20 protein-coding genes are annotated in these 24,287 nt (G+C 62.3%); 12 read left to right on the top strand and 8 right to left on the bottom strand.

What is annotated here, in order from left to right:
- The first annotated feature begins 105 nt into the window (after window positions 1-105).
- Together ACIOUG_RS07665 and ACIOUG_RS07660 are read left to right on the top strand one after the other, a co-directional pair.
- A complete protein-coding gene (locus ACIOUG_RS07665) occupies window positions 106-981 on the top strand; it encodes a LysR family transcriptional regulator (protein WP_401064005.1) in 876 nt (291 codons plus the stop codon).
- Window positions 982-1,161: 180 nt separating this feature from the next.
- A complete protein-coding gene (locus tag ACIOUG_RS07660; protein ID WP_401064003.1) occupies window positions 1,162-1,626 on the top strand; it encodes a hypothetical protein in 465 nt (154 codons plus the stop codon).
- Window positions 1,627-1,675: 49 nt separating this feature from the next.
- On the opposite strand, the gene ACIOUG_RS07655 is transcribed toward ACIOUG_RS07660, so the two are convergent.
- Window positions 1,676-2,398, bottom strand: a complete 723-nt coding sequence (locus ACIOUG_RS07655; protein ID WP_401064001.1) for a pirin family protein — start codon at window positions 2,396-2,398, stop codon at window positions 1,676-1,678.
- A gap of 211 nt (window positions 2,399-2,609) precedes the next feature.
- On the opposite strand from ACIOUG_RS07655, the gene ACIOUG_RS07650 reads away from it, so the two are divergent.
- Window positions 2,610-3,560 (top strand): GlxA family transcriptional regulator, encoded by a 951-nt coding sequence (locus ACIOUG_RS07650; RefSeq protein ID WP_401063999.1) that lies wholly within the window; start codon window positions 2,610-2,612, stop codon window positions 3,558-3,560.
- A 160-nt stretch (window positions 3,561-3,720) separates the two neighbouring features.
- On the top strand, window positions 3,721-5,178 hold the full coding sequence (locus ACIOUG_RS07645; RefSeq protein ID WP_401063997.1) for an ATP-binding protein: 1,458 nt from the start codon (window positions 3,721-3,723) through the stop codon (window positions 5,176-5,178).
- On the opposite strand, the gene ACIOUG_RS07640 is transcribed toward ACIOUG_RS07645, so the two are convergent.
- Together ACIOUG_RS07640 and ACIOUG_RS07635 are read right to left on the bottom strand one after the other, a co-directional pair.
- Window positions 5,134-7,950 (bottom strand): ATP-binding protein, encoded by a 2,817-nt coding sequence (locus ACIOUG_RS07640; RefSeq protein ID WP_401063996.1) that lies wholly within the window; start codon window positions 7,948-7,950, stop codon window positions 5,134-5,136. The genes ACIOUG_RS07645 and ACIOUG_RS07640 overlap by 45 nt on opposite strands.
- Before the next feature lie 134 nt (window positions 7,951-8,084).
- A complete protein-coding gene (locus ACIOUG_RS07635; RefSeq protein ID WP_401063994.1) occupies window positions 8,085-8,516 on the bottom strand; it encodes a helix-turn-helix domain-containing protein in 432 nt (143 codons plus the stop codon).
- A gap of 182 nt (window positions 8,517-8,698) precedes the next feature.
- Here ACIOUG_RS07635 and ACIOUG_RS07630 point away from each other — a divergent pair, with 182 nt between their 5' ends.
- From ACIOUG_RS07630 to ycaC, 6 genes are all read left to right on the top strand, one after another.
- A complete protein-coding gene (locus tag ACIOUG_RS07630) occupies window positions 8,699-9,622 on the top strand; it encodes a LysR substrate-binding domain-containing protein (RefSeq protein WP_401063991.1) in 924 nt (307 codons plus the stop codon).
- 195 nt (window positions 9,623-9,817) lie between these two features.
- Complete coding sequence (locus ACIOUG_RS07625; RefSeq protein WP_401063989.1) at window positions 9,818-12,718, top strand: RCC1 domain-containing protein; 2,901 nt, start codon at window positions 9,818-9,820, stop codon at window positions 12,716-12,718.
- A gap of 172 nt (window positions 12,719-12,890) precedes the next feature.
- On the top strand, window positions 12,891-13,307 hold the full coding sequence (locus ACIOUG_RS07620) for a DoxX family protein (RefSeq protein ID WP_401063986.1): 417 nt from the start codon (window positions 12,891-12,893) through the stop codon (window positions 13,305-13,307).
- Window positions 13,300-13,926 carry an antibiotic biosynthesis monooxygenase gene (locus tag ACIOUG_RS07615; RefSeq protein ID WP_401063985.1) on the top strand — a complete coding sequence of 209 codons (627 nt, stop codon included), beginning with the start codon at window positions 13,300-13,302 and terminating at the stop codon, window positions 13,924-13,926. Before ACIOUG_RS07620 ends, ACIOUG_RS07615 begins: the two co-directional genes overlap by 8 nt.
- Window positions 13,927-13,957: 31 nt before the next feature.
- Window positions 13,958-15,796 (top strand): amidohydrolase, encoded by a 1,839-nt coding sequence (locus ACIOUG_RS07610; RefSeq protein WP_401063984.1) that lies wholly within the window; start codon window positions 13,958-13,960, stop codon window positions 15,794-15,796.
- A gap of 70 nt (window positions 15,797-15,866) precedes the next feature.
- Window positions 15,867-16,490: an isochorismate family cysteine hydrolase YcaC gene (ycaC, locus tag ACIOUG_RS07605; protein WP_025111237.1), complete on the top strand. Its 624-nt coding sequence runs from the start codon at window positions 15,867-15,869 to the stop codon at window positions 16,488-16,490.
- A gap of 86 nt (window positions 16,491-16,576) precedes the next feature.
- On the opposite strand, the gene ACIOUG_RS07600 is transcribed toward ycaC, so the two are convergent.
- Window positions 16,577-18,004 (bottom strand): mechanosensitive ion channel domain-containing protein, encoded by a 1,428-nt coding sequence (locus tag ACIOUG_RS07600; RefSeq protein ID WP_401063981.1) that lies wholly within the window; start codon window positions 18,002-18,004, stop codon window positions 16,577-16,579.
- 177 nt (window positions 18,005-18,181) lie between these two features.
- Window positions 18,182-19,198 (bottom strand): alpha/beta hydrolase, encoded by a 1,017-nt coding sequence (locus ACIOUG_RS07595; RefSeq protein WP_401063979.1) that lies wholly within the window; start codon window positions 19,196-19,198, stop codon window positions 18,182-18,184.
- Between the two features lie 129 nt (window positions 19,199-19,327).
- Between ACIOUG_RS07595 and ACIOUG_RS07590 the strand changes: the two genes are divergently transcribed.
- A complete protein-coding gene (locus ACIOUG_RS07590; protein ID WP_401063976.1) occupies window positions 19,328-20,215 on the top strand; it encodes a LysR family transcriptional regulator in 888 nt (295 codons plus the stop codon).
- Between the two features lie 199 nt (window positions 20,216-20,414).
- Window positions 20,415-21,221, top strand: coding sequence for a class I SAM-dependent methyltransferase (locus ACIOUG_RS07585; RefSeq protein ID WP_401063975.1), 807 nt, complete (start codon window positions 20,415-20,417; stop codon window positions 21,219-21,221).
- A 309-nt stretch (window positions 21,222-21,530) separates the two neighbouring features.
- Here ACIOUG_RS07585 and ACIOUG_RS07580 read toward each other — a convergent pair whose 3' ends face one another.
- The 3 genes from ACIOUG_RS07580 to ACIOUG_RS07570 all read right to left on the bottom strand — a co-directional run bounded on the left by ACIOUG_RS07580 (window position 21,531) and on the right by ACIOUG_RS07570 (window position 24,284).
- A complete protein-coding gene (locus tag ACIOUG_RS07580; protein ID WP_401063972.1) occupies window positions 21,531-22,223 on the bottom strand; it encodes a GNAT family N-acetyltransferase in 693 nt (230 codons plus the stop codon).
- A 113-nt stretch (window positions 22,224-22,336) separates the two neighbouring features.
- Entirely contained in the window at window positions 22,337-23,128 is a 792-nt protein-coding gene (locus tag ACIOUG_RS07575; protein WP_401063969.1) for a ChbG/HpnK family deacetylase, read from the bottom strand.
- A complete protein-coding gene (locus ACIOUG_RS07570; protein WP_401063968.1) occupies window positions 23,100-24,284 on the bottom strand; it encodes a GNAT family N-acetyltransferase in 1,185 nt (394 codons plus the stop codon). The genes ACIOUG_RS07575 and ACIOUG_RS07570 overlap by 29 nt, the downstream gene beginning before the upstream one ends.
- Window positions 24,285-24,287: the final 3 nt, after the last annotated feature.

Below are 24,287 nucleotides of genomic sequence, written 5' to 3'. Positions count from 1 at the left end.
AGCATTTCAGGCTTGAGAACGGGATGAGGATATCGGCTATTGTTGCTGCTTTAGCGCAGCGATTTGGCGGCATGGTGATGCAAATCTGCATCAGTAGGGGAACAGATGAATTGGGATGACGCTCGGGTGTTTCTCGCGATCTGCCGCGAGTCGACATTGCGCGGGGCCGCGCGAGTGCTGGGGGTGGATCAGGCCACCGTCGGACGGCGAATTACCGCGCTGGAAAAATCCCTCAGCGCGACGTTGTTCCTGCGCACTTCCGAAGGTTACGCGCTAACGGCGGTAGGTGAGGCCGCGCTCAGGTCCGTGGAGAAAATGGAACATTCGGCACTGGAGCTTGAGCGGCAGATCCAGGGCTTGGATGATCGCCTGACCGGTACGGTGCGGGTCAGCACCACCGATTCGCTGGCCATTGACTTCCTGATCCCGGCCATCGCCCGGTTGCATGAAGTGCACCCGGACGTGCGCGTGCAGCTGGACGCCTCTACGCAGATCCTCAGTCTGGCCAAGCGTGAGGCGGACATCGCCGTACGCAACACCCGGCCCGACAATCCGGACCTGATCGCCCGACGCATCGCGCGCTGGCCAACGGGATTGTTTGCTTCAAAGGCCTACGTCGATGCCAACGGCGAGCCTGAGTTCGGCAGTGCTTTCGCCGGGCATGATCTGGTGGTTTATCAGCCGTATCTGCAGAGCAACCGGGACCTGAACCTGGTGGGGGAGCCGATCAGCCGTGGGCGAATTGTCGCCAGCCTGGGTTCCAGCCTGTTGATGCGTCGCTCGATTGCGGCGGGTATTGGTGTAGGAGAAATCCCGCTGTACATGGGCGAGCGCGACGGTCTGGTGCGGCTCTGGCCGCAGCGTACCCGGCCGCAGCCGTACGAAGTGTGGCTGGTGACCCATGCGGACCTGCGTCATACCGCGCGGGTGAGGGCCGTGATCGAGCAGATCGTCGAGGTGTTCGCGTCGGAAAACGAGTAAGGCGCGTTTTCTCGGCGAACTCACAAGGTCTGACGAAATGGCCTACGCCGGACGCAGAATCCGCTGGCTTGTAGGCCGAAGGACCGGGGGCTATCGTTCCCAAAGGCTGGTGCGAGGCCGCACGCTTGCACTGGAGTGACATACCACGGACGGTATCGGTAGCCCGATAAAGGTGTCGAATTGGAAGCCAGGGAATTCAGTCATTTTCAAAGCAGTGACATAACGGGTAAAGATCAGGGTAAGCAAGTCATGGGCGCCATCAGTCGAGAAGAGTTCAACGCCAGGATCGAGACCATCGAGACACGAATGGATGCTCGACTGGACGCGGTATCAATGAAAATTGACGGCTTTTTATCCATTCAGGTCGAGCGCGACAAACGCTACGACTTGATTACGCAAGAGATGCGAAGAATTGCCGACGGCGCGCAGGACGCAGCAAGGCAGGGCGCCACCGTCAAGGCCAACGTCTGGGCAGCAACGGCCGTCCAGTTGCTTGGAATAGTCGCCATCGTCGTTGGGGCCTACTACGCCAATCAAGCCAACATGTACGTAGCTATACAAACCACCCTCGCGGCGGTCCAGGCGGGCAAGGATGCTCACGCACCAAAACCGTCGATGCTGCCAACTCCATTACCACCGCAATAAAAAACGGCCTTCAAATGAAGGCCGTTTTTGCAGGCGTTAAACCCATGCTTCATGGCATTTGCGGCAACTCCTGCGGCCGCAGATCAAACACCAGCACTTCGGCATCCACGCCGTTGCTCAAGGTCAGCGCTTGTTCCTCACGAACTCGCACGCCGTCACCTTCCTGCAACTGCACGCCGTTGAGTTCAACGCTGCCACGCGCTACATGCACGTAGGCATAGCGGTTGGCTGGCAGTTTCAGCGTCGCGCTGTCCTGGCCGTCAAACAGGCCGGCGAAAACCCGTGCGTCCTGACGGACCTTCAACGAGCCGTCAGCGCCGTCCGGCGAGATGATCAGTTGCAGGCGGCCGCGTTTTTTCTGCGCGCTGAAGTGCTCCTGCTGGTAGCGCGGCTTGGCCCCGGCCACTTCCGGCACGATCCAGATCTGCAGAAAGTGCACAGGCTTGCTGGCCGAATGGTTGAACTCGCTGTGGGCCACGCCGCTGCCGGCACTCATCAGTTGCACGTCACCGGGGCGGATCACCGAACCGGTGCCCAGGGTGTCCTTGTGCTCCAGCGCGCCTTCAAGTACGTAGGAGAAAATTTCCATGTCGCGGTGCGGGTGCTGGCCAAAACCCTTGCCGGCGGCCACGCGGTCGTCGTTGATCACCAGCAGGTCAGAGAAACCCTGCTCGCGCGGATCGCGGTAGCTGGCGAAGGAAAAGGTGTGGAAGGACTTCAACCAGCCATGATTGGCGAGGCCGCGGTCGGTAGCTTTGCGAAGGGTCAGCATGATGAATTCTCCTTGCGGGACGTTGATTCGTCCGAGTGAGGAGAAGGTTACTGTTAACCGGTCCGTGCAATAAGTAGGTTGAAACTGAAACACTGTCCCTCTCGGGTTGACAGTTTTGCGCCACGCATCACGCATTCTTTTCGCCGCTCGCCAGCCACTTGGCCATAATGCGCGGTCTGCTTACTCTCCTTTCATTTCAGTGATTTTCACCATGAAAACCGTGGCAATGGTGCTGTTCCCCGACTTTCTTCTGCTCGACATGGCCGGTCCCATGGAGGTGTTTTCGGTCGCCAATCGTTACCTGAAACCCGAAGATCATTACCAACTGATGACCCTGGGCACCGAGCGCGGGATGCTGCGGGCGTCCAATGGCGTGCAGGTGCAGACTGACCGCCATATCGACGATCCCGCTCAGGCCTGCGACCTGCTGCTGGTGCCGGGTGGTCCCGGTGCCTACAACGAAAGACACCCGGCGCTGCTCGCCTGGCTGCGACGCGCGGTGGGGCAGGTCGGTTGCTACGGTTCGATCTGCACCGGGGCCTTTGTCCTTGGCCACGCCGGGCTGCTCGACGGTTATCGGGTGACCACGCACTGGAACTACACCGAACGGCTGATCAAGGCCTTCCCTCAGGCGCAGGTGGAAACTGACCGGATCTACACCGAAGACCGCAATCTGATCACCTCGGGAGGCGTGACCGCCGGCATTGATCTGGCGTTGGCCGTGGTCGCCCGGGATCACGGGAAAAAAGTCGCCCAAGACGTGGCCAAGGTGCTGCTGGTGGTGATGAAACGTCAGGGCGGACAAGCGCAGTTCAGTCCGTTGATGGCGGCGGTCTCACCACAGGAAACCGCGATCACCCGGGTCCAGAACCATGTGCTGGAACACCTCGACGAAGCCTTTACCGTCGAGCGCATGGCCGGTCTGGCGAACATGAGTACGCGGCACTTTGCACGGCTGTTCGCCCGCGATGTGAACATGACGCCGATGGAGTTTCTGCAAAACGCGCGCATCGATTGCGCGCGTAATCTGCTGGAAACCACTGAGCTGCCGCTGAAGACCGTGGCCTACAAAAGTGGTTTCGGCAGTGTGCGCCACATGCGTTTTCTGTTTGCCGAAAAGCTCGGTCTGACCCCGGCGCAGTACCGCGAACAGTTCAGCTAGAGCGCTTGTGTCCGTCCGGGGCATCCGGATGTCCGTGTTGCGCTCCGAACGGAGGTTGTGCCGTCACCTGCGCCTGCCAAGATAAACGGCAACGCTTGGAAGGGAGCGGCGCCGGGCGCTGTGGGCATGCTGCCCGCGAGCGCCGGTGCTGGAAAACGGCATGCACAGCCACAAGGATTTACCCACGGCATCGGTCCTGTATTTCGGGCCCTATGCTTTTCATCTACGCCAACGACTGATCCTCGAAGGGGATCGGCCCCTGCGCATGGGCGGGCGCGCTCTGGATATTTTGCAGGTGCTGGTCGAGCGCGCCGGTCGGGTGGTGCGCAAGGAGCAGCTGATCGCCTGGGTATGGCCGGACAGTGTGGTCGAAGAGATCAACCTGCGGGTGCACATCGCCGCATTGCGCCGGGCGTTGGGCGACGGCGAGAACGGTCAGCGTTACATCGTCAATGTGCCGCAATGCGGTTATCGCTTTATCGCTCCGGTACACGGCGACAGCGTCGCGCCAGTGCTGTTCGAAACCCTGCAGCCACCGCAACACAACTTGCCCGCCCGCTTGACCCCGGTGATCGGCCGCGATTCGCTGGTCGGGAGTCTGGTGCGACAAATGCCGCTGTGCCGTCTGATGACCCTGACCGGACCGGCAGGCATTGGTAAATCCACGGTGGCGCTGCGGGTGGCCGAGTTGTTGTTGCAGCATTATCGCGACGGCGTCTGGTACATCGACCTGTCCGTCTCCGATGAAGCCCCGTCGCTGCTTGAGCGACTGCTGCGGGCACTCGACATCTCGCTCGATGCATTGGCCTCGCGCCATGTCTTGCTGGTGCTGGATAACAGCGAGCGGCATCGTGAACCGTGTCGGGCGCTGGTGGAGCGTCTGTTGTTGATGGCGCCGCGGCTGGCGCTTCTGGTGACCAGTCGCGAACCGCTGCAAGCCAATCTCGAGACCCTGCAAGCCATTGCGCCGTTGACCTTCCCCAAGGCCTCGACGCCGGACAGTGTCGACGAACTCATGGGCTATTCGGCGGTGCAGTTGCTGGTCAGCCGCGCGCGTGCCCGGCAGCACGACTTCAACCTCCGCGAGCAGGATCTGCGAACCGTGTGCGACATCTGTCGCCGGCTGGACGGGGTGCCGCTGGCTCTGGAACTGGCGGCAGCGCAGATCGGTGCGCTGGCGTTGGTCGGGGTGCAAACGCAACTGGACCACGGCCTGCACCTGCTCAGTCATGGCCGGCGTACGGCAGTGCCGCGGCTGCAGTCCATGAGCGCAGCGCTGGACTGGAGCTATCAGGATTTGCGGGTCAGTGAGCAACAGGTGTTGCAACGCCTGTCGGTGTTCAAGATGGCCTTCAACGAGGAGGCGGCGCTGCGGGTGATAGACGGTGCGCACCTGACCGCGATCATCCAGCGCCTGGCTGCCAAGTCGTGGCTGACAGTGGAGCGGGGCGGCGATTCGGTGCGCTACCGGATGCTCAACATCATTCGTTGCTATGTCCGGGAGCAGCTGGAAACCAGCGGTGATCTGAGGGAAATCGTGCAGCGTCCTGCCCGATACCGCGGGCGGAAACGCTCAGGCTCGGGTGAGCAACTGACCACGCAGCGCGTCGAGCAGTAAGCGCACTTTGTGCAAGTCCGGGGTGGCGTAGCCTTCGCTGAAGCGCTGGTAGATCGGGGTCAGCAAGTCCAATGCTTCGCGGTGGCGTGATTGACGCTGCCACAGTTGTGCCAATGATGTGGCGCTGCGCAGTTCCCAGGCCAGCGCGCCCTGGGCGCGGGCGATGGCGAGAGCGTTTTGCAGGAGTTCTTCTGCCTGCTCGCCAAGGCGTCCCTGCGCACCACCCGCCTCATCAGCCAGCAAGCGCTCGGCCTGCGCCCGCAACACCTCCGCCGTGCTCCAGCCTGCCGCGCCACGGCGTGCGCGCTGCAGCAATGCATCATCGATGCAACGGGCATCGAGCGTGACCATCAGCTCCTTGATCAGGCCGTTGTCCGCCGGAGCGAGCGGCTGGGCCAGAGGTTCATCAATCACCTGCGCATATTGCCGTCCCCAACGGTAGAACAGCAGCACCGAGTGCTTCTGCGCCTGCTCCAGCAACTGTTGCAATAGCGCGCGGGCCGTTCTGGCATCGCCGTTGTAATGCGCGATCAGACAACTGGCCAATGCCAGGGTGTAGCAGATCGAGGTGCCGTGGTTGATCTGCACGGCGATGTCCAGCGCCTGCCGGGCGGTGCGCCACGCCTGTTCGGGAAAGCCCTGCAGCCACAACACCCGGGCGAGAATGGTCAGCGAAGCCACGCTCTGGTCGTACTGCACGCCAAAACCGTGGGTGAAGCGGTTGCGATAGCCACTGTGGGCCATGCGCTGGATCACTTGCTCGGCACTGATCCGCGCCTGCGGCTGGTCGCCGGCAAAGTGCAGGGCGAGGACGCGCAAGCGGTGAGTGCTCAACGTCAACAGAGGATCGTCGTGGCCGCCGAGTCGGTCGAACTGCTCGCTTTGCAGCAAGGCCGCCTGGTAATGCCCGCAACTGAGATTCACCGCCAGATGCCCGGAGATGGCCCGCAATTGCCCGGCGACATCCTGCTGCTGTTGCGCCAGTGCGTGGGCCCGGGTGAACGCCTCAATGGTCTCCGGCGAACCGCCCCAGGTGTGGTAGCAGGCGCTGCCGAGTGCCAGTTGCAGGGCAATCTCCAGGCGCGGGCAGGGTTGTGCGGCGCTTTTGAGCAAGGTCAGCGCCTGCCGCACATGAGAGCCATATTCCTTGAGCAGTGACAGCTCCTGCCACAACGCGGCCGAGGTCGCCGTCAGACGGATGCCGAGCTGGCGCGAACCGGCGCCGTGCAAGCTCCAGTCGAGGGCGGCGCGCAGGTCTTCCAGACTCCGCGCGTAGCGCTCGATCCACTTCACGGTCGGAGTGTTTTCCCACTCGGTCTGCGCCTGCTCCATCAACGCCAGACACCGCTCGGCGTGACGTTCCCGCAGGGTCTCACGTTCGCCGCTGTGTTCGAGTTTTTCCAATGCGTAATGGCGAGTCGTGTCGAGCAGGCGATAAAACACGTCTTCATCGCCAACATCCACATTCAGCAGTGATTTGCCCACCAGTTGCGTGACCGACGCAAGTACCTGTGCGGGATCGATGTGCTGACCGACGATCACCGCCGCAGCCGATGTCAGGCTGAAGCTGCCGCGAAACACCCCGAGGCGGCGCAGGCAGGTCTGCTCGCAGGGGCTGAGCAGGTTGAAACTCCAGTCCAGCGTGGCTTGCAGCGTCTGGTGCCGCGCATGGCGGTGGTGGTTGCCCGCCGCCAGTGGGTGCAAATGATCCTGCCATTGTTCCAGCAAACCGCTCAGGCCCAGGCTGTCGACTTGCGCGGCCGCCAGCTCCAGGGCCAGCGGGATCCCGTCCAGACGCCGGCAGATTTCCATCGCTAGCGGCAGGTCGGCGTCGCTCAATTCAAAGTGTTCCTGGGCGACCATGGCCCGCTCGACAAACAGTTGCAGGGCGGCAAAAGCCATCGCCTGCTCGCGATCGAGAATGCTCGTCGCCGGCGGGCAGTCGAGGGATTCCAGACGCTGCACGAACTCGCCTTCAGCACGCAGGCTTTCGCGGCTGGTGGCCAGAACGTGCACCTGCGGCGCACCGCGCAGCAGGCTCTCGACGAGCAGCGCCACGGCATCGATCAGGTGCTCGCAGTTGTCGATCACCAGCAGCATCTGCCGCCCGCGCAGATCACTGATCACCCCCGCCAGTGGCTCGCCGTCGTGCACTGACAGATCAAGCAGGGTGGCCAGTTGCGAGGCGATCAGCGCCGGGTCGTTGAGTGGCGCCAGGTCGAGCAGACGGATGCCATCGCGATAGCGTCCGAGCAACTGCTCGGCGACGCGCAGAGCGACGGTGGTCTTGCCGATTCCGCCGGGGCCGACCAGGGTGATGCAGCGCTGTCGCGGCAGTTGCTGCATCAGGCTGTCCACCAATGGCTGACGGCCGATCATCCGGGTATGGCGCAACGGCAAATTGTGGCGACCGGGGGCGGCTTCCAGCCGCCGTTGTTCGCTGGCCTGCACCGTCAGCGGAGCGACGAAACTGTAGCCGCGTTGCGCCACGGTGATGATATAGCGCTGGCCGGCCTGACCGTCGCCCAGCGCTTTACGCAGGGCGGCCATGTGCACCCGCAGGTTGATGTCCTCGACGACACTGTCCGGCCAAACCCCGGCGAGCAGTTGTTGCTTGCTCACCACTTCCCCGGCCTGCGCCAGCAGCATCAGCAGAATATCCATGGCGCGCCGCCCCAGACGCAGCGGCTGGTCACCCTCCATGACCAGCCGCTGCCCGGTGTAGATCCGATAGGGGCCGAAGCCGATGGCCTGATTCGGGGAAAGACTCAACAGCACACTCCTGCGGTGATGCGGCGATCCTGGCAAATGGACGCTGCGTGAAGATGCAGATCGTCGGGTACCAGGTATCGCAGCATATTCCTCAGGTTTGGCCATCAGTGCAACGCCAGGCGCCTGCGCAACGCTCAAAAGGTCATGGGCCGGGTCCGGGTGTCCTTGTTTTCACGCATGACCTGACAGCGCCAGGCGAACGGATTGATCCCTTCGCTGCGAGTAAACATGTGACAGAAATGCGCCTGATCGCAGAAGCCGCATTCCAGGCTGATCTGCGTCAGGCTCAGGCCGGTGTGGCGGATCAGCAGCTTGGCGCGGGCAATACGCTGTTCGCGGATCCAGTCCTGTGGTGCCTGGCCGGTGCTGGCCTTGAACGCCCGGGAGAAATGGCTGCGTGACAGCGAGCAGGCGCGTGCCAGCTCGGCCACTTCGAGACTTTCTCCGAGGCGTTCGAGGATCAATTTTTTGACCTGCCGTTCCCGTTGCGGGCTGAGACCGCCAATGAGCGGCTTGCGGGTTTCGCTGGCAGGGGCGAGGGCGACGGTTTGCTGTAGATGAGCCATGGCCAAGGTCCGTGTCGTGGGGCAAAAAAACAACGCTGCGCAGAAGCCTTCATTGTTAAGACGGGAAACGGAACCTGACGAGTTAATCGTTGTTAATTCGCCGGCAGGCACCGCATGCAAACCGCCGTTGATCGGGTAGAGTGCTCAGCACTTGCGACTGGTCAACGAAGGAATTGCCGCCCATGAACCGTAATGATCTACGCCGCGTCGACATGAACCTGCTGGTGATTTTCGAAGCGCTGATGTTCGAAAAGAACCTGACCCGCGTCGCCGAAAAACTGTTCATGGGTCAACCGGCGGTGAGTGCCGCGCTGGGCCGTTTGCGTGATCTGTTCGATGATCCGTTGCTGCTGCGCAATGGCCGCAGCATGGAGCCGACCGCGCGTGCGCTGGCGATTCTGCAAGAGCTGCAACCGGCGATGGACGTGATCTCCGGCGCGGTCAGCCGGGCCAAGGAGTTCGACCCGGCGAGCAGTTGTGATGTGTTCCGCATCGGCCTGTCGGATGACGCCGAGTTCGGTCTGTTTCCGCCGCTGTTGCGCAAGCTTCAGCAAGAGGCGCCGGGCATCGTCGTGGTGGTGCGCCGCGCCAACTATCTGTTGATGCCGGCGCTGCTGGCGTCCGGGGAAATCTCCGTCGGTGTGAGTTACACCACCGATCTGCCGGCCAACGCCAAGCGCAAGAAACTGCGCGACATTCCCTGCAAGGTACTGCGCGGCGATGATCGCCCCGGGCCGTTGACCCTCGACGAATACTGCGAGCGCCCGCACGCGATGGTGTCGTTCTCCGGTGACTTGAGCGGCAACATCGACCTGGACCTGGCCAAGCTCGGCCGCCGTCGGCGCGTGGTGCTTGGTGTGCCGCAGTTCAGCGGGTTGCGTGCGCTGCTGGCCGGCACCGAAATGATTGCCACCGTGCCGGACTACGCCGCCTGCGCATTGGTCGAAGGCTGCAATCTGCGCGCCGAAGATCCGCCGTTCCCGATCGACGCCGCGCAACTGTCGATGGCCTGGAGCGGGGTCCACGACAACGACCCGGCCGAACGCTGGCTGCGCTCGCGGATCAGTCAGTTCATGGCGGCGCCGCTGGATATACCGACGACCTGACGCTGCTCGTCCGTACGGATCGCGGCCATCCAGGGATTCTGTCAGTGGCGCCGGCTGGCGCCGGTGACTTCCCCCTACAGTGATCGACCGTCTGTCTTAAATATTGGCGCACCTGTCATATCTGACAGGTGCGCAATGGCCTGTTTAGCGGTTTGCTGGCACCTGTTCACTAAACACTGCACAGGTGCCCGGCCTATGAACACCCCCGAATCTGATAACAACGGCGTACTTCAGGTATCTCCGCCCAATATAGTCGGCGCCACCGAGCCAGTCGTTGGCGCAATTCTAGGCGTCTCCATGCTCATCCACAGTCCGGGGACCGGTGGTGTGGAGGCGACCGTGAGAGTCGATCCGCCGTTGAGCGGAACGGTCGAAAAAGGTGATGTCATACGATTGAGACTGGTGGGCGAGACGGCGATTCTCGACAGTCACATCTTCGAGGACGTCGACGCCACAGTGTTCATGCGCATCCCCTACGGGCGGCTGCCCTTCGACAGCGTTTTCGGGCTTTACTGCGATATCGTGCGAGGCAGCCAGAACATGGCCACCTCGGCGACGGTGACCGGGCTGTACAACAAGATCCGGCCGGGCCTCAAAGACACCGAGCCGCTTGTCGAGGGTCATTCCGAGCTGAAATTGCTGCTACCCGAAGAGATCCTGAAAGGCGTCGCTGCCGACTTCGTCAGCGCTCAGGTCTGCTTCCGTTATCCGTACTGCCGGGCCTATGACCTGATCACACTCAAATGCAACGGTCAAAGCCTCCCCACCCCCTTCAGAGTCAGCGCGGATCAAGCAGCGCCTCCGCCCTATCCGGGCTCGGCAGTGCCTACCACCGTGTGTTTCACCCTCACTCGGGCTTTTCTGGACAGCGTGCCCCAGCGGCCTGACAAGACCCTTGAGTTTGCCTACACCGTCACCGACCAATTGGGCAACACCGTCGATCCTGATGCGCTCTGGTCGGCTTCGCAGATCGTCGAAGAGAATCTGGACGGAACCCGATTCCTGCCCCTGATCTATCGGGAAGTTCCCAGCGAATCGGGAGATGTCTCGGAAACCATCGACTTGTCGAAACTCGACAGAAATCCCCTGTCGCTGATCGTGCTCACCAACGATAGGCGCATGCGCCCCGGCGATATTATCAATGTGATCTACATCGCCAGAGTGCCAGGTCAACCGGATGAAGTGGTAAAGGTCAGCGGTGAGATCGAGGCCGATGCGTTCGGACAGAACCGGCCATGCGTCCTGCAAGTGCCCTATGACCGGGTAATCCCCGGCAGTGCCGTGACGTCGAATTATGAAGTGGTACGCGGCGGGGTGCGGATCGGCATTGCCAGTTCCGCCCTGGCGCAAGTGGTGGGAGAAGCGCGGCCGGATCTGCAACAGCCTCGGTTTCAACGGTCGGTCAATGGCGTCTACGACCCGGATGATCCGGCGAATGTCGACGGTGCGAATCTGCAGGTCGAACTGCTGGGCTTTCTGCCGGGAGACAGGGTGCAACCATTCTTCGAGCAGCCGTCCGGAGCCGGTGTACCGTCATTCGAGGCCAAGGCCCTGAACGCCAACAGCCGTGCCAATTATCCGGTGGACAAGCAGTTCATCGAAAATCACCGGGGTGAAACCTTCACGTTGTTCTACCTGTTGTACCGCAATGGCCAGACCTATAAGTCGCCGCCGTTGTCCGTGGTGATCAAGGAGGCTGCGGCCCGGGTCGCGCCGCTGGTCATCGGTTCACGCGGCACCACGATGCGTTACTGGTCGAACAAGGGCAGCTCGCGCCTGTTGACGGCGCTCGATCCGGTCAGTCTCAAACCCGTGGAAACCGTTTGGCAGTACGAGGGCGACAGTCAGTCATTTCGTGGCTCGCGTTTCGACGATCGGCAACCCCGGCGTCTGCTTCGGGTAGGCAGCGGCCAGTTTCAGGTGTTGTTGCAACGGGCCAATCTGTTCGGCAACGGCTGGGGTGATCCTGCCACCCCGGATGAAGCCCATGCCGCATTTGTCGCCCTGCGTGACGCCGGGAGTCTGGTCGCCTGGGGGCTGGGTCGCTATGGCGGTACCTTGCCGGCGGACATTGGCGGGCTCGGGGATGTCATTGATGTTGTCGGTGGGTCTCGAGCCATGGCCTTGTTGCGCGCCAACAATACCGTCAAGGCCTGGGGCGACGTCGATTACGGCGGTGTCCTTTCTCCCGAGGTGGCGGGCCTGACCGATGTGGTCAGCGTCACGGCGGGAGGTTATGGCGGCGCGGTCGTGCGCAGCAACGGTCAACTGGCCGCCTGGGGCGACGCCCGGTTTGGCGGATCGGTCCCTGGCGATATCGCGCTGATGGCTGACATCGTCAGCATCGGCGCGACGGTTTCAGCTTTCGTGGCGCTGCGTACCAACGGGCAGATCGTGGCTTGGGGCGACTCCCGATTTGGCGGCAGCCTACCCACCGGGATCGCGGCACTGCGCGACGTCAGCGCCGTGACCTGCAATCACAATGCGTGCGTGGCCTTGAGAGCCAATGGCACCGTCGTCGGCTGGGGCGAAGGGGTGTCGGGCGGCACGGTGCCGCCCGAGATTGCCCGACTCAACGACATTGTCGAAGTGATCAGCTCCGGATCGGCATTTGCCGCACTGCTCGCCGATCGCCGTGTCGTCGCCTGGGGCAATCCGGAGGCGGGGGGAGTGGTGCCTGGGCGGATTGCCGCTTATACCAACGTCATCGAAATCATCGGCGGCGGCTATGGTTTTGCGGTCCGCCTGGATAACCATCAAATCGACACATGGGGCGATTCGGCCCAGGGCGGGCTGGTTCCGGCTTCGGTGGCCCGACGTACGGACGTCATGCAAATCGCCAGCACCAATGGTGCCTATGCGGTGCTCTATGCAGACGGCACGGCCGAAGCGTTTGGCAACCCGGTGTGGGGCGGCGATACCCGTTCTGTGGCCAATCAACTGAGCGGCGTCAGGTCGATAACCGGCAACGCCCAAGCGTTTGCTTTCCTGACGCTCGACCGCCGTTTGATCACCGCAGGTCTGCCAGAGGGCGGAGGCAACAGCGATGCGGTGCAGGGCCCACTGTTCCGTCAGCTGTCCTATCAACTCAATTAATGCTGCGCGCACGCTCCCTGTAGGCGCTGCCGCAGGCTGCGATCTTTTGATGTTGATTTAAAAACAGGATCAAAAGCTCGCAGCCTGCGACAGCGCCTACAGCACATATGTCCAATTTTTCTCCGCCGGCGACGAGCATGATTCACCCCGATAAGCATTAAAGGGTGAGCTCATGAACGCTGTGCAAAAGGATGAACGGGCGCGCGACGCCGGTTTGCTGTTTCTGCGGGTCAGCGGCGGATTGTTTCTGCTGTGGGTGCATGGCTTGCCCAAGCTGCTGAACTTCAACGCGCAATTGCAGCAGATCGAAGACCCGTTTCACCTCGGCGCGCACCTCACCCTCTGCCTGGCGATCTTCGCCGAAGTCCTGTGTCCGCTACTGATCGTCGGCGGGGTGCTGGCGCGATTGGCCTGCTTGCCTATTCTCTTTGTTCTGCTGGTGCCGCTGCTGGTCGTGCATCCGCAATGGAGTGTGGCCGAGGGGCAGTTCGGCTGGTTGCTGTTGATCCTGTTCGCCACTGTGTTTATCGCCGGGCCGGGACGGCTGGCGCTCAATGTCCGTCTGCCCGGAGTGCTGCGTTATGCCTGAAGCCCTGAGTCCAAAAGCACCGGGGGGCGGTGAAACCGTGACCCTGATCGTCAAGCACCGGGTCAAGGCCGGGTTTGAACAGCCTTACGAGGCGTGGTTGCGCAACATCGTCCGGGTCGCCGGGCAGCGCGACGGTCACCTCGGGGTCGATGTGGTGCGCGGCAAACTGGCCGGCCTCGACACATACACCTGCGTCCTGCGCTTTTGCTCCACCGAGGCCATGCAGCTGTGGCTGGAGTCGCCGCAGCGTCAGGCGTTGGTGGATGAAGCAGCGCCGATGCTCGCCGATGGAGACCAGACCGAAGTCGCGCCGGTCAACGAATTCTGGTTCGCGCCGCTGGCCGATGCCGCCAAGCCGCCGCCGCGCTGGAAACAAGCGGTGATCACCCTGCTGGTGATTCTGCCGCATACGCTGCTGGTGCCGCTGATCTGGGGGCCGCTGCTCAAGCTGCATCCGCTGCTTTCCAATTACGTGGTCGCCACGTTCCTGATCACCCTGACCATCGTCCTGTCGGTGGTGTACGTGTTCATGCCCCGCGTGACCCGGTTGTTCGCGCCGTGGCTGGAAGCCGGTCAGGCCCATGCTCACCTCGAGCCCGCCAAACAGCCGTCACGCTGAAACCCATTCATTTCTCTCGAAAGGAACTGCGATGAACGCCGATCTGATTCTGTTCAATGGCCAATTTCATACCGTAGACCGCAGCAAGCCGCTGGCCAGTGCCGTGGCGATCAAGGACGGCCGCTTTGTCGTCGTCGGTAACGACACCCAGGCCATGGCCCTGCGCGGTTCGGCCACGCAAGTGATCGACTTGCACGGGCGCTGCGTGATCCCCGGTCTCAACGACTCGCACCTGCACCTGATCCGTGGCGGCCTCAACTACAACCTCGAACTGCGTTGGGAAGGCGTGCCGTCGCTGGCCGATGCGCTGCGCATGCTCAAGGAGCAGGCCGACCGCACGCCGACCCCGCAGTGGGTGCGCGTGGTCGGTGGCTGGAACGAATTCCAGTTCGCCGAAAAACGCATGCCGACCCTCGAAGAACTCAACCAGGCGGCGCCGGACACCCCGGTGTTCGTTCTGCACCTGTACGACCGCGCGCTGCTCAACCGCGCCGCACTGCGGGTTGCCGGTTACACCCGCGACACGCCGAACCCGCCGGGTGGCGAGATCGTGCGTGATGCCAACGGCAATCCGACCGGGATGCTGGTGGCAAAACCCAACGCGATGATTCTGTACTCGACGCTGGCCAAGGGGCCGAAGCTGCCGCTGGAGTATCAAGTCAACTCGACCCGGCAGTTCATGCGCGAACTCAATCGCCTCGGTCTGACCAGCGCGATCGATGCCGGCGGTGGTTTCCAGAACTATCCCGACGACTATCAGGTGATCGAACAACTGGCCAAGGACGACCAGTTGACCGTGCGCATCGCCTACAACCTGTTCACCCAGAAACCGAAAGAAGAGCTCAGCGATTTCCAGAACTGGACCGGCAGCGTCAAGTTGCACCAGGGCGATGATTACCTGCGGCACAACGGTGCCGGCGAGATGCTGGTGTTTTCCGCCGCCGACTTCGAAGACTTCCTCGAACCGCGTCCGGACCTGCCGCAGACCATGGAACAGGAACTGGAACCGGTGGTGCGCCATCTGGTCGAGCAGCGCTGGCCGTTCCGTTTGCACGCCACGTACAACGAATCGATCAGCCGCATGCTCGACGTGTTCGAGAAGGTCAATCGCGACATTCCGTTCAATGGCTTGCCGTGGTTCTTCGACCACGCCGAAACCATCACCCCGCAGAACATCGAGCGGGTGAGGGCGCTGGGCGGCGGTATCGCGATTCAGGATCGCATGGCGTTCCAGGGCGAATATTTCGTCGACCGCTACGGCGCGAAAGCCGCCGAAGCCACGCCGCCGATCAAACGCATGCTTGCCGAAGGCGTGCCAGTAGGCGCCGGCACCGATGCCACGCGGGTGTCCAGCTACAACCCGTGGACCTCGCTGTACTGGATGGTCAGCGGCCGCACCGTCGGTGGTCTGGCCTTGTACGAAGAAGGTCTGCCACGCACTACCGCGCTGGAACTGTTCACCCACGGCAGCGCCTGGTTCTCCTCCGAGCAGGGCAACAAGGGCCAGATCAAGGTCGGGCAACTGGCGGATCTGGCGGCGCTGAGCGCGGACTTCTTCCATGTCGAGGAAGAAGCAATCAAGTGGATCGAGTCGGTGCTGACCGTGGTCGGCGGCAAGATCGTCTACGCCGCCGGCGACTTTGAAGACCTCGGCCCACGCTCGATCCCCGTGCTCCCGGACTGGTCGCCGGTGGTCAAGGTACCGGGCCATTGGCGCCCGAACTCGCCGTTGCAGGCGCAAGTGCACCAGTGCGTCGGTGCCTGCGCAGTGCACTCGCACAGCCATGAAAAGGCTCGACTGTCGACCGCACCGGTCAGTGACTTCGCCGGTTTCTGGGGCGCGTTCGGCTGTTCCTGTTTCGCGTTCTGATCCCTACAAAAAAGCGCCGGCCAACCGGCACGGCGCCTCCCGCAACAACCATCCACCGAGGAGTTTCCCCATGAGCGTTCCTTACAAGCGTCTGAACAAAGATGATGCGGTCGTGCTGCTGGTTGATCACCAGACCGGTCTGATTTCGCTGGTGCAGGATTTCACCCCCAACGAGTTCAAGAACAACGTGCTGGCGCTGGGCGACATCGCCAAGTTCTTCAAGCTGCCGACCATCCTCACCACCAGTTTCGACGCCGGTCCCAACGGCCCGATCGTGCCTGAGCTGCGTGAGCAATTCCCCGATGCACCGTTCATTCAGCGCCCGGGCCAGATCAACGCCTGGGACAACGAAGACTTCGTCAAGGCGATCAAGGCTACCGGTCGCAAGCAACTGATCATCGCCGGTGTGGTGACTGATGTGTGCGTGGCATTCCCGACCCTGTCGGCCATTGCCGAAGGTTATGACGTGTTCGTGGTCACCGATTCTTCCGGCACCTTCAACACCACCGTGCAGCAAGCGGCGTGGGCGCGGATGTCGGCAGCCGGTGCGCAGCTGTTGAACTGGTTCTCGGTGGCGTGCGAGCTGCAGGGTGACTGGCGCAACGACATGGAAGGTCTGGCGCATCTGCTGTCCGAGCGCCTGCCGAACTACCGCAACCTGATCAACAGCTACACCAAGTTCACGGCCAAGTAAGAAGATCAAAAAATCGCAGCCTGCGGCAGCTCCTACAGAGGAACGCGTTCCAATGTAGGAGCTGCCGCAGGCTGCGATCTTTGCTTTTAATGTTTCTGCAACCAGCCGAGAAAACCACCCTTGCGCACCGCCACCGGTTTGGCCATCAGCGCGAGGTGACTGCTCTGCTGTCGCACCGCCTGCAACTTGTTCAACGCCTGGGCGACTTCGCTGCGCTGCTCCATGCATTGGCGCGCCAGGGTTTTGTCGAGACGGTAGATGATGCTCGAGGTCAGCGCGGTGAACGTCGCTTGCGACGGGGTATCGGCGAGGATGCTCTGTTCGCCCATGACCTCGCTCGGCCCCATGCGCCCGGCCTCGGTCTGGCCGTTGCCATCGGGCACGGTCGCACTGACCACGCCAGTGGCGATGACAAACAGACAGTCGGGCACTTCATCCAGACCCAGCACCACCTGCCCGGCCGCGTACTGTTGCGCGACCATCGATTCGGCGAGGCGATCACGTTCCTCATGGCTCAGCGAGCGAAAGACTTTCACTTCATCGAGCAACGCCCGGGCGCGGCTCGAGGGGGCGATCACGCCATCCGGATGCCGGGAAATTCCTGCGGCTTCGAGATGCCGGTGGGCGAGGTCGAACAGTTGATTGCGCACTTCGCCTTTCTTGCTCAGTTCACTGATGAAACCGCTGGCGACATACTCCGACATTTCCTCACCGGCCTCCTTCAACACGGCTTTGGGCGGCGGATTGAGCAGCAGACTGCTGCTGCCTTGCAGAGTGCGGTCGAGGGCGTCGAGCACTCGCCGTGGGCGAATGTGATTCGGCACCTTGATGCTGATCGAGACGCCGTGCAGGTTGCTCGGGCGACTGAGATTGACGATCTTCGCCTTGGCCGCCACCGAATTCGGCACCACCGCCAGGGTGCCGCTACTGGTCAGCAGGTGCGTGGCGCGCCAGTCGATATCGAGTACCTTGCCCTCGACGCCGTCGATCACCACGAAATCGTCGACCTGATACGGCTTGGTGGTGTTGAGCACGATCCCCGAGAACACGTCGCTCAAGGTGCTTTGCAACGCCAGACCGACGACGATCGCCACCACCCCGGAGGTCGCCAGCAAGCCTTTGACCGGCAGTTCCAGCACATAGCCGGCGGCCGCGACGATCGCCGCCAGAAACACCAGCGCGCCGATCACATCCTGCAACAGCCGACCGCTGTGGCCGATGCGCCGCATCAGTGCCAGACCGACCACCTCTGTCAGCACTCGCGCGGCGTACAGCCACCAGATAATCCCCAGCGCTGTTGCGCCCAGTTGCATCACCCGGTCATCGGCGAACAACGGCGCCTGCAACGGGCTGATCTCGGCGTTGATGATCAATGCGCTGAAACCAAGGAACAGCGCCAGGCGAATGCCGACCCTCGGTGCGCGGTGCTGGAACGGGGCGAGGTGCCAGAGCAGCGCATCGAGCAGCAGCAGGGCGGCGCTCCAGGACAGTGGGTGGGTGAGGAGGAGGGGCATGATGTGCTCCACGATGATGAGCGCCGTTGTGGCGAGGGAGCTTGCTCCCGCTTGAGTGCGCAGCGCTCACAAAAACTTGGGGCCGCTGCGCAGCCCAGCGGGAGCAAGCTCCCTCGCCACAGAATGTGGTCGGTCGAAAAACTCGCCACACCGTCGGGTGTGGCGAGTGAGGGGGCCTCAGTTCAGATGCGTCTTCAGCTCAGCCGCCGCCTGCCGCACCGCCGCTTTCACTTCGGGAATCTGACTCAGCGGATTAAGCAAGCCAAAGTCATGAATCATCCCGTTGTAGCGCACCGAGGTCACCGCCACGCCGGCCGCATCCAGGTGCCGCGCGTAGCCTTCGCCTTCATCCCGCAACACGTCGAACTCGGCGGTCTGCACCAGCGCGGCGGGCAGGCCCTTGAGCTGTTCGCTGCTGGCGTTCAGCGGCGAGGCGTGGATCTGTGCGCGTTCGGCCGGGTTGGTGGTGTAGTTGTCCCAGAACCACTGCATCATGCCCTTGGTGAGGAAATGGCCCTCGGCAAACTGCTGGTAAGAGCCGTCGTCGAACTGCGCGTTGGTCACCGGCCACATCAGCAGTTGGAAACGCAGGGCCGGGCTCTGCTTTTCTTTGGCCATCAGCGCCACGACCGCCGCCATGTTGCCGCCGACGCTGTTGCCGGCCACCGCCAGACGCTTGCCGTCGACACCGATCTGCTGGCCGTTTTCCGCGACCCACTTGGTTGCCGCATAGGCCTGGTTGATCGCCGTCGGGTACTGCGCTTCCGGCGACGGCGTGTAATCGACGTACACCGCGACTGCTCCAGAACCGACCACCAGATCGCGAATCAGGCGCTGGTGCGTCGGGTAATCGCCCAACACCCAACCGCCGCCATGGAAAAACATGAACACCGGCAACTCGCCTTTGACCTTGGCCGGACGCACCACTTTGAGGTTGATCGTCTGGCCATCGACCTTGATTGCCTTGTCGCTGACTTCAACCCCGGAGAGGTCGACTTTCACCGACGCCTGAGCGCCAGTCAGTACCGCACGGGCATCCTTTGGGCTCAGTTGCTCAAGCGGTTTGCCACCGCCGGCAGCGAGGGCTTCGAGGAAGGCCTGGGTGGTGTGTTCGACACCCGGGCTGCCAGCGGCAAAAGCATTGCCGACGGAGAGGGCGAGAAGGGATGCGGTCAGGGTCTTTTTGATGTTCATGCTCAATTCCTTTTTCGAAAGTTTTTGGTGTTGTGTCGGGCTGTTCTCAAACCGTGAACACAGATTAATGAGCTGTCGAAAAGTGAAAAAGCGGCTATAAAGCGTTTGACTGTCTACCAGAGAGTGACAATGAACCCGTTCGAAGACATGCGTATTTTTTGCCAGGTCATGGACTCCGGCAGTTTCACTGCTGCGGCCGATCAGTTGGGCCTGTCCAAGCAGTTCGTCAGCCGCCGTTTGATGCAGCTCGAAGAGCGCCTCGGTGTGCGCTTGTTGAACCGTTCCACCCGACGCCTCGACGTCACGCCGCTGGGCCAGAGCTATTACGAGTCGGCGCTGCGTCTGCTGGGCGAAGTGGAACAGGTCGAGCAGGGCATTGCCGGGCAGACCGCCGAGCCACGCGGGACCATTCGCGTCAGTGCACCGCTGTCGTTTGCCGTGGCGCACCTGGGGTGTCTGCTGCCGCTGTTCCTGCAGCGTTATCGCGAGGTCACCGTGGAAGTGGATTTGAGCGACCGCCCGGTGGACCTGCTCGGCGAAGGTTATGACCTGGCGCTGCGCATCGGTGTGCTGGAAGACTCGACACTGATCGCCCGGCGTATCGCCGCCATCGAGCGGGTGTACTGCGCCAGCCCCGCGTATCTGGCCGAACGTGGCACACCGCTCAATCCCGAAGACCTGCATAGCCACGACTGCCTGCCGTACGGCCACGGGCGCTCGGTGCAGTGGCGCTTCAACGCGGGGCAGGGCAAGCCGCTGCTGGTCAATGTTACCGGGCGCATGCGGGTGAACAATGGCGAGTTGCTGAGGGACGCGGCGGTGCAGGGGATGGGGATTACCTATCTGCCGACGTTCATCGTTGGCGCGGCGCTGAAAGACGGGCGACTGGTGCCGGTCCTGGACGATTTCCGCACTGAACCGCTGACCCTGTCGGCGGTGTACCCGCAGCACCGCCAGGCTTCGCGCCCGGTGCAGGCGCTGGTCGAATTCCTGCGTGAACGCCTCAACCAAATGTAAGCGCTCCGAACTGTAGGAGTGAGCCTGCTCGCGATAGCGGTGGTTCAGGCGATGAAGATGTTGGCTGTACCGACGCTATCGCTAGCAGGCTAGCTCCCACGTGGATCGGCGGTGTGGCTTACAAAGTCGCAACAACCGTACTGAGCGGGTCGTTCTACACTCGACACCGCTCAATCACGAGCATCGTCCGGAGTGCGCCATGGAAGTGCCCAACAATAAAACCGCCATCGACAGCAATCGACAGGCGTGGAACGATTCCGCTCGCCATCACCGTGAATCAGCGGAATGGCAAGCGCTGCTGAACGACGTGTCAAAAGCTGATTTCTCTTGCCTCGACGACACCTTGCGTGGCGTGCTGGAACAGGTCGGCGTCGACGGTAAAGCGCTGATTCAACTGGGCTGCAACAACGGACGCGAAAGTCTGTCGCTGTTTGCCCTCGGCGCGCGCAGTGTGGTCGGCGTCGATCAATCGGAGGCGTTTCTCGAACAGGCCCGCGAGTTGAACCAGCGCTCGCCGCACCACGCCGAATTCATCGAAAGCGATATCCATCACCTGCCGGCCGCGTTGCATAGCCGCTTCGACGTGGCGCTGATCACCATCGGCGTGCTGAACTGGATGCCCGACATCGGCGAGTTCTTCCGCCATGTCGCGTTGACCCTGAAGCCGGGCGGCAAACTGGTGATCTATGAAACCCATCCGTTTCTGGAAATGGTCGATCCTGAAGGCGAAGACCCGTACCGCCTCGCCAGCTCCTACTTCCGCGCCGAGCCATTCGTGCAGGAAGAACCGATCGTCTACGTGGGCAAGGTCGAGCAGCAGGCTGCCAAGTCCTACTGGTTCGTCCACACCCTCGGCGCGATCTTCAGCGGCGCCCTCGCCGCCGGCCTGAACATCGCGCACTTCAAGGAGTATGCGCACTCGAACCGGGAAGAGGTGTACGACCAGTACCTGAATCAGCCAGCGCAGATGCCGCTGTGCTTCACCCTGGTCGCCAGTAAGGCCTGAAGCTTTCCATCGCTGCAACCGGCCTTTTCGCGAGCAAGCCCGCTCCCACATTGGATCTGCGTCGTACACAAATCCATTGTGGGAGCGGGCTTGCTCGCGAAGGCGTCGATAAGGTTTCAAGTCTGGCTGAAAGAATCAAAACCAACTTCGGCCGTTTGACCCTTCTGAATGTGAACCTGGCGAACGACTTCGCGCCTTATCGCGAGCAGGCTCACTCCTACAGTTGAATGGTGTCGTACACAAAGCCACTGTAGGAGTGAGCCTGCTCGCGAAGGCGGCCGAATGGCCGCCATCACTTTTACGATTAATTCACGCCTGCGCCGCCGCACTCACCACCGGCCGCCCTGGTTTGCGCAGTGGTTCCAGGCGTGAGCCGTCATAGCGGCTTTCGCGGTAGAAGCGCCAGCGGCCGAACAGGCCGTAGACGTGGGTGACGCGGCCCTGTTCGTGGTAGCCCATGCGGATGTGCAGTTTCAGCGCCGGGATGTTGTGGGTTTCGCAGACGTCGACGACTTTGTTGCAGCCCTGGGCGGCCATGGCTTCCCAGAGTGCAACCTGCACGTCCACCGACAGGCTGGTGCCGAAATACGGCCGGGCCATTTCGCCGCCGAATTCGAAGAACTCGCCGGGTTTGACCGGAAACCAGCAGCCGTAATAGTGACGGTCGTGGTAGTCGCGAATGCTGCCCCAGATGAACGCCACTGCATGACCGTCGGCATCGAGGTACATGTGCCCGGTGTGACCCTCGGCGGCGAGTTCGGCCATGGTTTCGACGCGGTCGCCGAAGTGTTTGGCGAAGGCCCCGGTGTTGAGCTGGGTGATATCGACTTTGCGCAAACCTTCGTACGGGCGCAGCTTGTGCGGCGGCACCGGGGAGACCAGATCGCGCTCCATCCACAGCAGCTCCCAGTGGAAGAACACATAGCGTTTCCATAGGGTGGCGAAGAGACGGCCAAGGCCTTTTTGACGAATGCGTTCGCGCAGTTTTTCGATAACGCTCATGTTGCCCTCCGTGGCCAAGGCCCGGTGTGGTGGATGGTGCTTTTGTGGGTATAGATCACACCTGCAACGCCGTTTCGAAGCGCCATTTTCGAAAGTATTGCAAGTTATGTAGGTCAATCGAGTGCCGCGGCACCGCGTAGAAAATCCTTGTTCAGATCGGCATAGGAAACCCGTGGAACGCCCGGCAGCCGCTGCTCTAGCACGCGGCTCAGGGATTCTCCGGGGTTGAGATAGGCGTCACCGAAATCGCTCCCGATCTGATTCGGGTGGGCAACGATTTCCAGCACGCCGTCGGTCGGCGCAGGGTCGTTGCGCAGGTCTACCGGGGTACACACATAATCCGCCGTGGCTCCGGCGAGACTTTGTAAACGCCAGTTGAGCAAACCTTTGAACAGGCGTTTCGGCAGACTGAGGTTCTGTCCCAGGTTGCGCGCCAGGCGAATCGGCACACCTTGCTGAGCGGCAAAGCGCGCGACGAGTTCACCGATTGGCCAGATGTTGTGCACATGCTGATGCGAGTCGATGTGGCTCGGCCGCACGCCATGTTCGACACAGCGCTGCCACTGCGCGTGCAACTCTTCACGCACCGCGTCGCGATCTTCGCGACTCAGCCACAGGCTGTGCCGAGGCAGGCTGAGGTCGAACACGCCGTGGCCATCGCAGAAGGTGCGACTGCGCAGGATCGGAGCGCTTAACGGTCGCCCGTAAGTCAGGTTGAAGTGCAACCCGATCCGACCTTGCAAGGACGGATGCCGGGCCATCGCGCAGGCCGCTTCGAACGCCGGCATGTTGGCCATGGCCGTGGCCGAGCTGATGACCCCGGCCTGAAACGCGGCGAAGATCGTCGCGTTTTCGTTCGGGCTCAAACCGAAATCGTCAGCGTTGACTATGACTTGGCGAGGCATGATCGCCCTCCGTGGTGATGACGACAGGTGTGGGCGCCGGCGCCGGTCTGGCCGCACGTCGCGCGCGCCATTGCTGCACCGTCGGTTTCAAGCGATGCCAGAGGCGCAATCCCAGCCCCAGCAACATCCCGCTGGGGCGCCAGGAATAGAAACTCCAGCGCCAGTGTTCCAGTTGTCCGGTCATGCGTTCGTGCAGTTGGTGGCTGGAGTTTTCCAGACTGACCCGCGAGGCGTCGATCCAGCGCCAGTGCTCGTCCAGCCCCCAGCGAATCCATTCCTCCAGCAGCACCCGGCCGCTGCCCAGATCGGCGTATTGCGGCAGGAACGCGAGGTTGTAATCGTAGAGTCGGCCCTGTTCCAGCAAGCCGAGGCGGTAGCTGATGCAACGCCCGTTGAGTTCCAGCGTCACCACCCGCACCAGGCCCTGGCCGGCGAGGGCGGTGAAGGCGCGTTCGATCCATTGCCGACTGCGCTCGCTGGCAAAGATCCCCACGCCTTCGTCACCTTTCCAGCTCACCGCTTCGACTTCGCTGATCGCCCGCAACAGCACAGCCATGCTCAGCGCGTCGGGAGTGATGCGCCGTACCTGGGCGCCACACGCGGCAATCCGTTTGCGCGCTCGGCGCAGCTTGTAGCGTGGGTCACCGGAGACCTCCTGATGATCCGCCTCGCTGATCAGATGCACCGGCACCCGGCAACTGAGACGGCGTTCGCCAGCAGAACTGTGGGCCATCCATTCGGTCAGGGCACTTTCCTCACCTGCAGGCTCGGACAATTCGTTGAGTTGCAGCAGCGCGTGCGGCAGCTGTCGGCGGATCAGGCGCAAGGCTTCGCGCATGTCTTCGCCGTTGAGTAATGACAGCAGCGCCAGCCGGTCCGCCAGCGGATGGCCCAAGTGGTGCAGCACGCGGAACGGCACGCCGGCAAAACGCTCGCGGCCCGCCACCAGCGGCAGGCACAGGCGCAATTCGTCCGCTTCCCAACCGAGCAGGATGTGCAGGCGCTCACCCCCATCGAGTGCCTGCTCGGCCGCGCACAACCAGCCCAGGTGGTTGAACGGCGTGTGGTCCGTCACCCGCAGGCGCAGCGCTTCATAGGCGGCTGCCGGGAAGTTGGCGGCGCACAGTGACGTGCGCCATTCGAATCGCGCCGTCATAGG

The organism is Pseudomonas sp. NPDC087803, from assembly GCF_044742995.1.
GTDB lineage: Bacteria > Pseudomonadota > Gammaproteobacteria > Pseudomonadales > Pseudomonadaceae > Aquipseudomonas.
The sequence above is the reverse complement of the archived record's forward strand: the minus strand, read 5'-3'. Positions and strand labels throughout refer to the sequence as shown.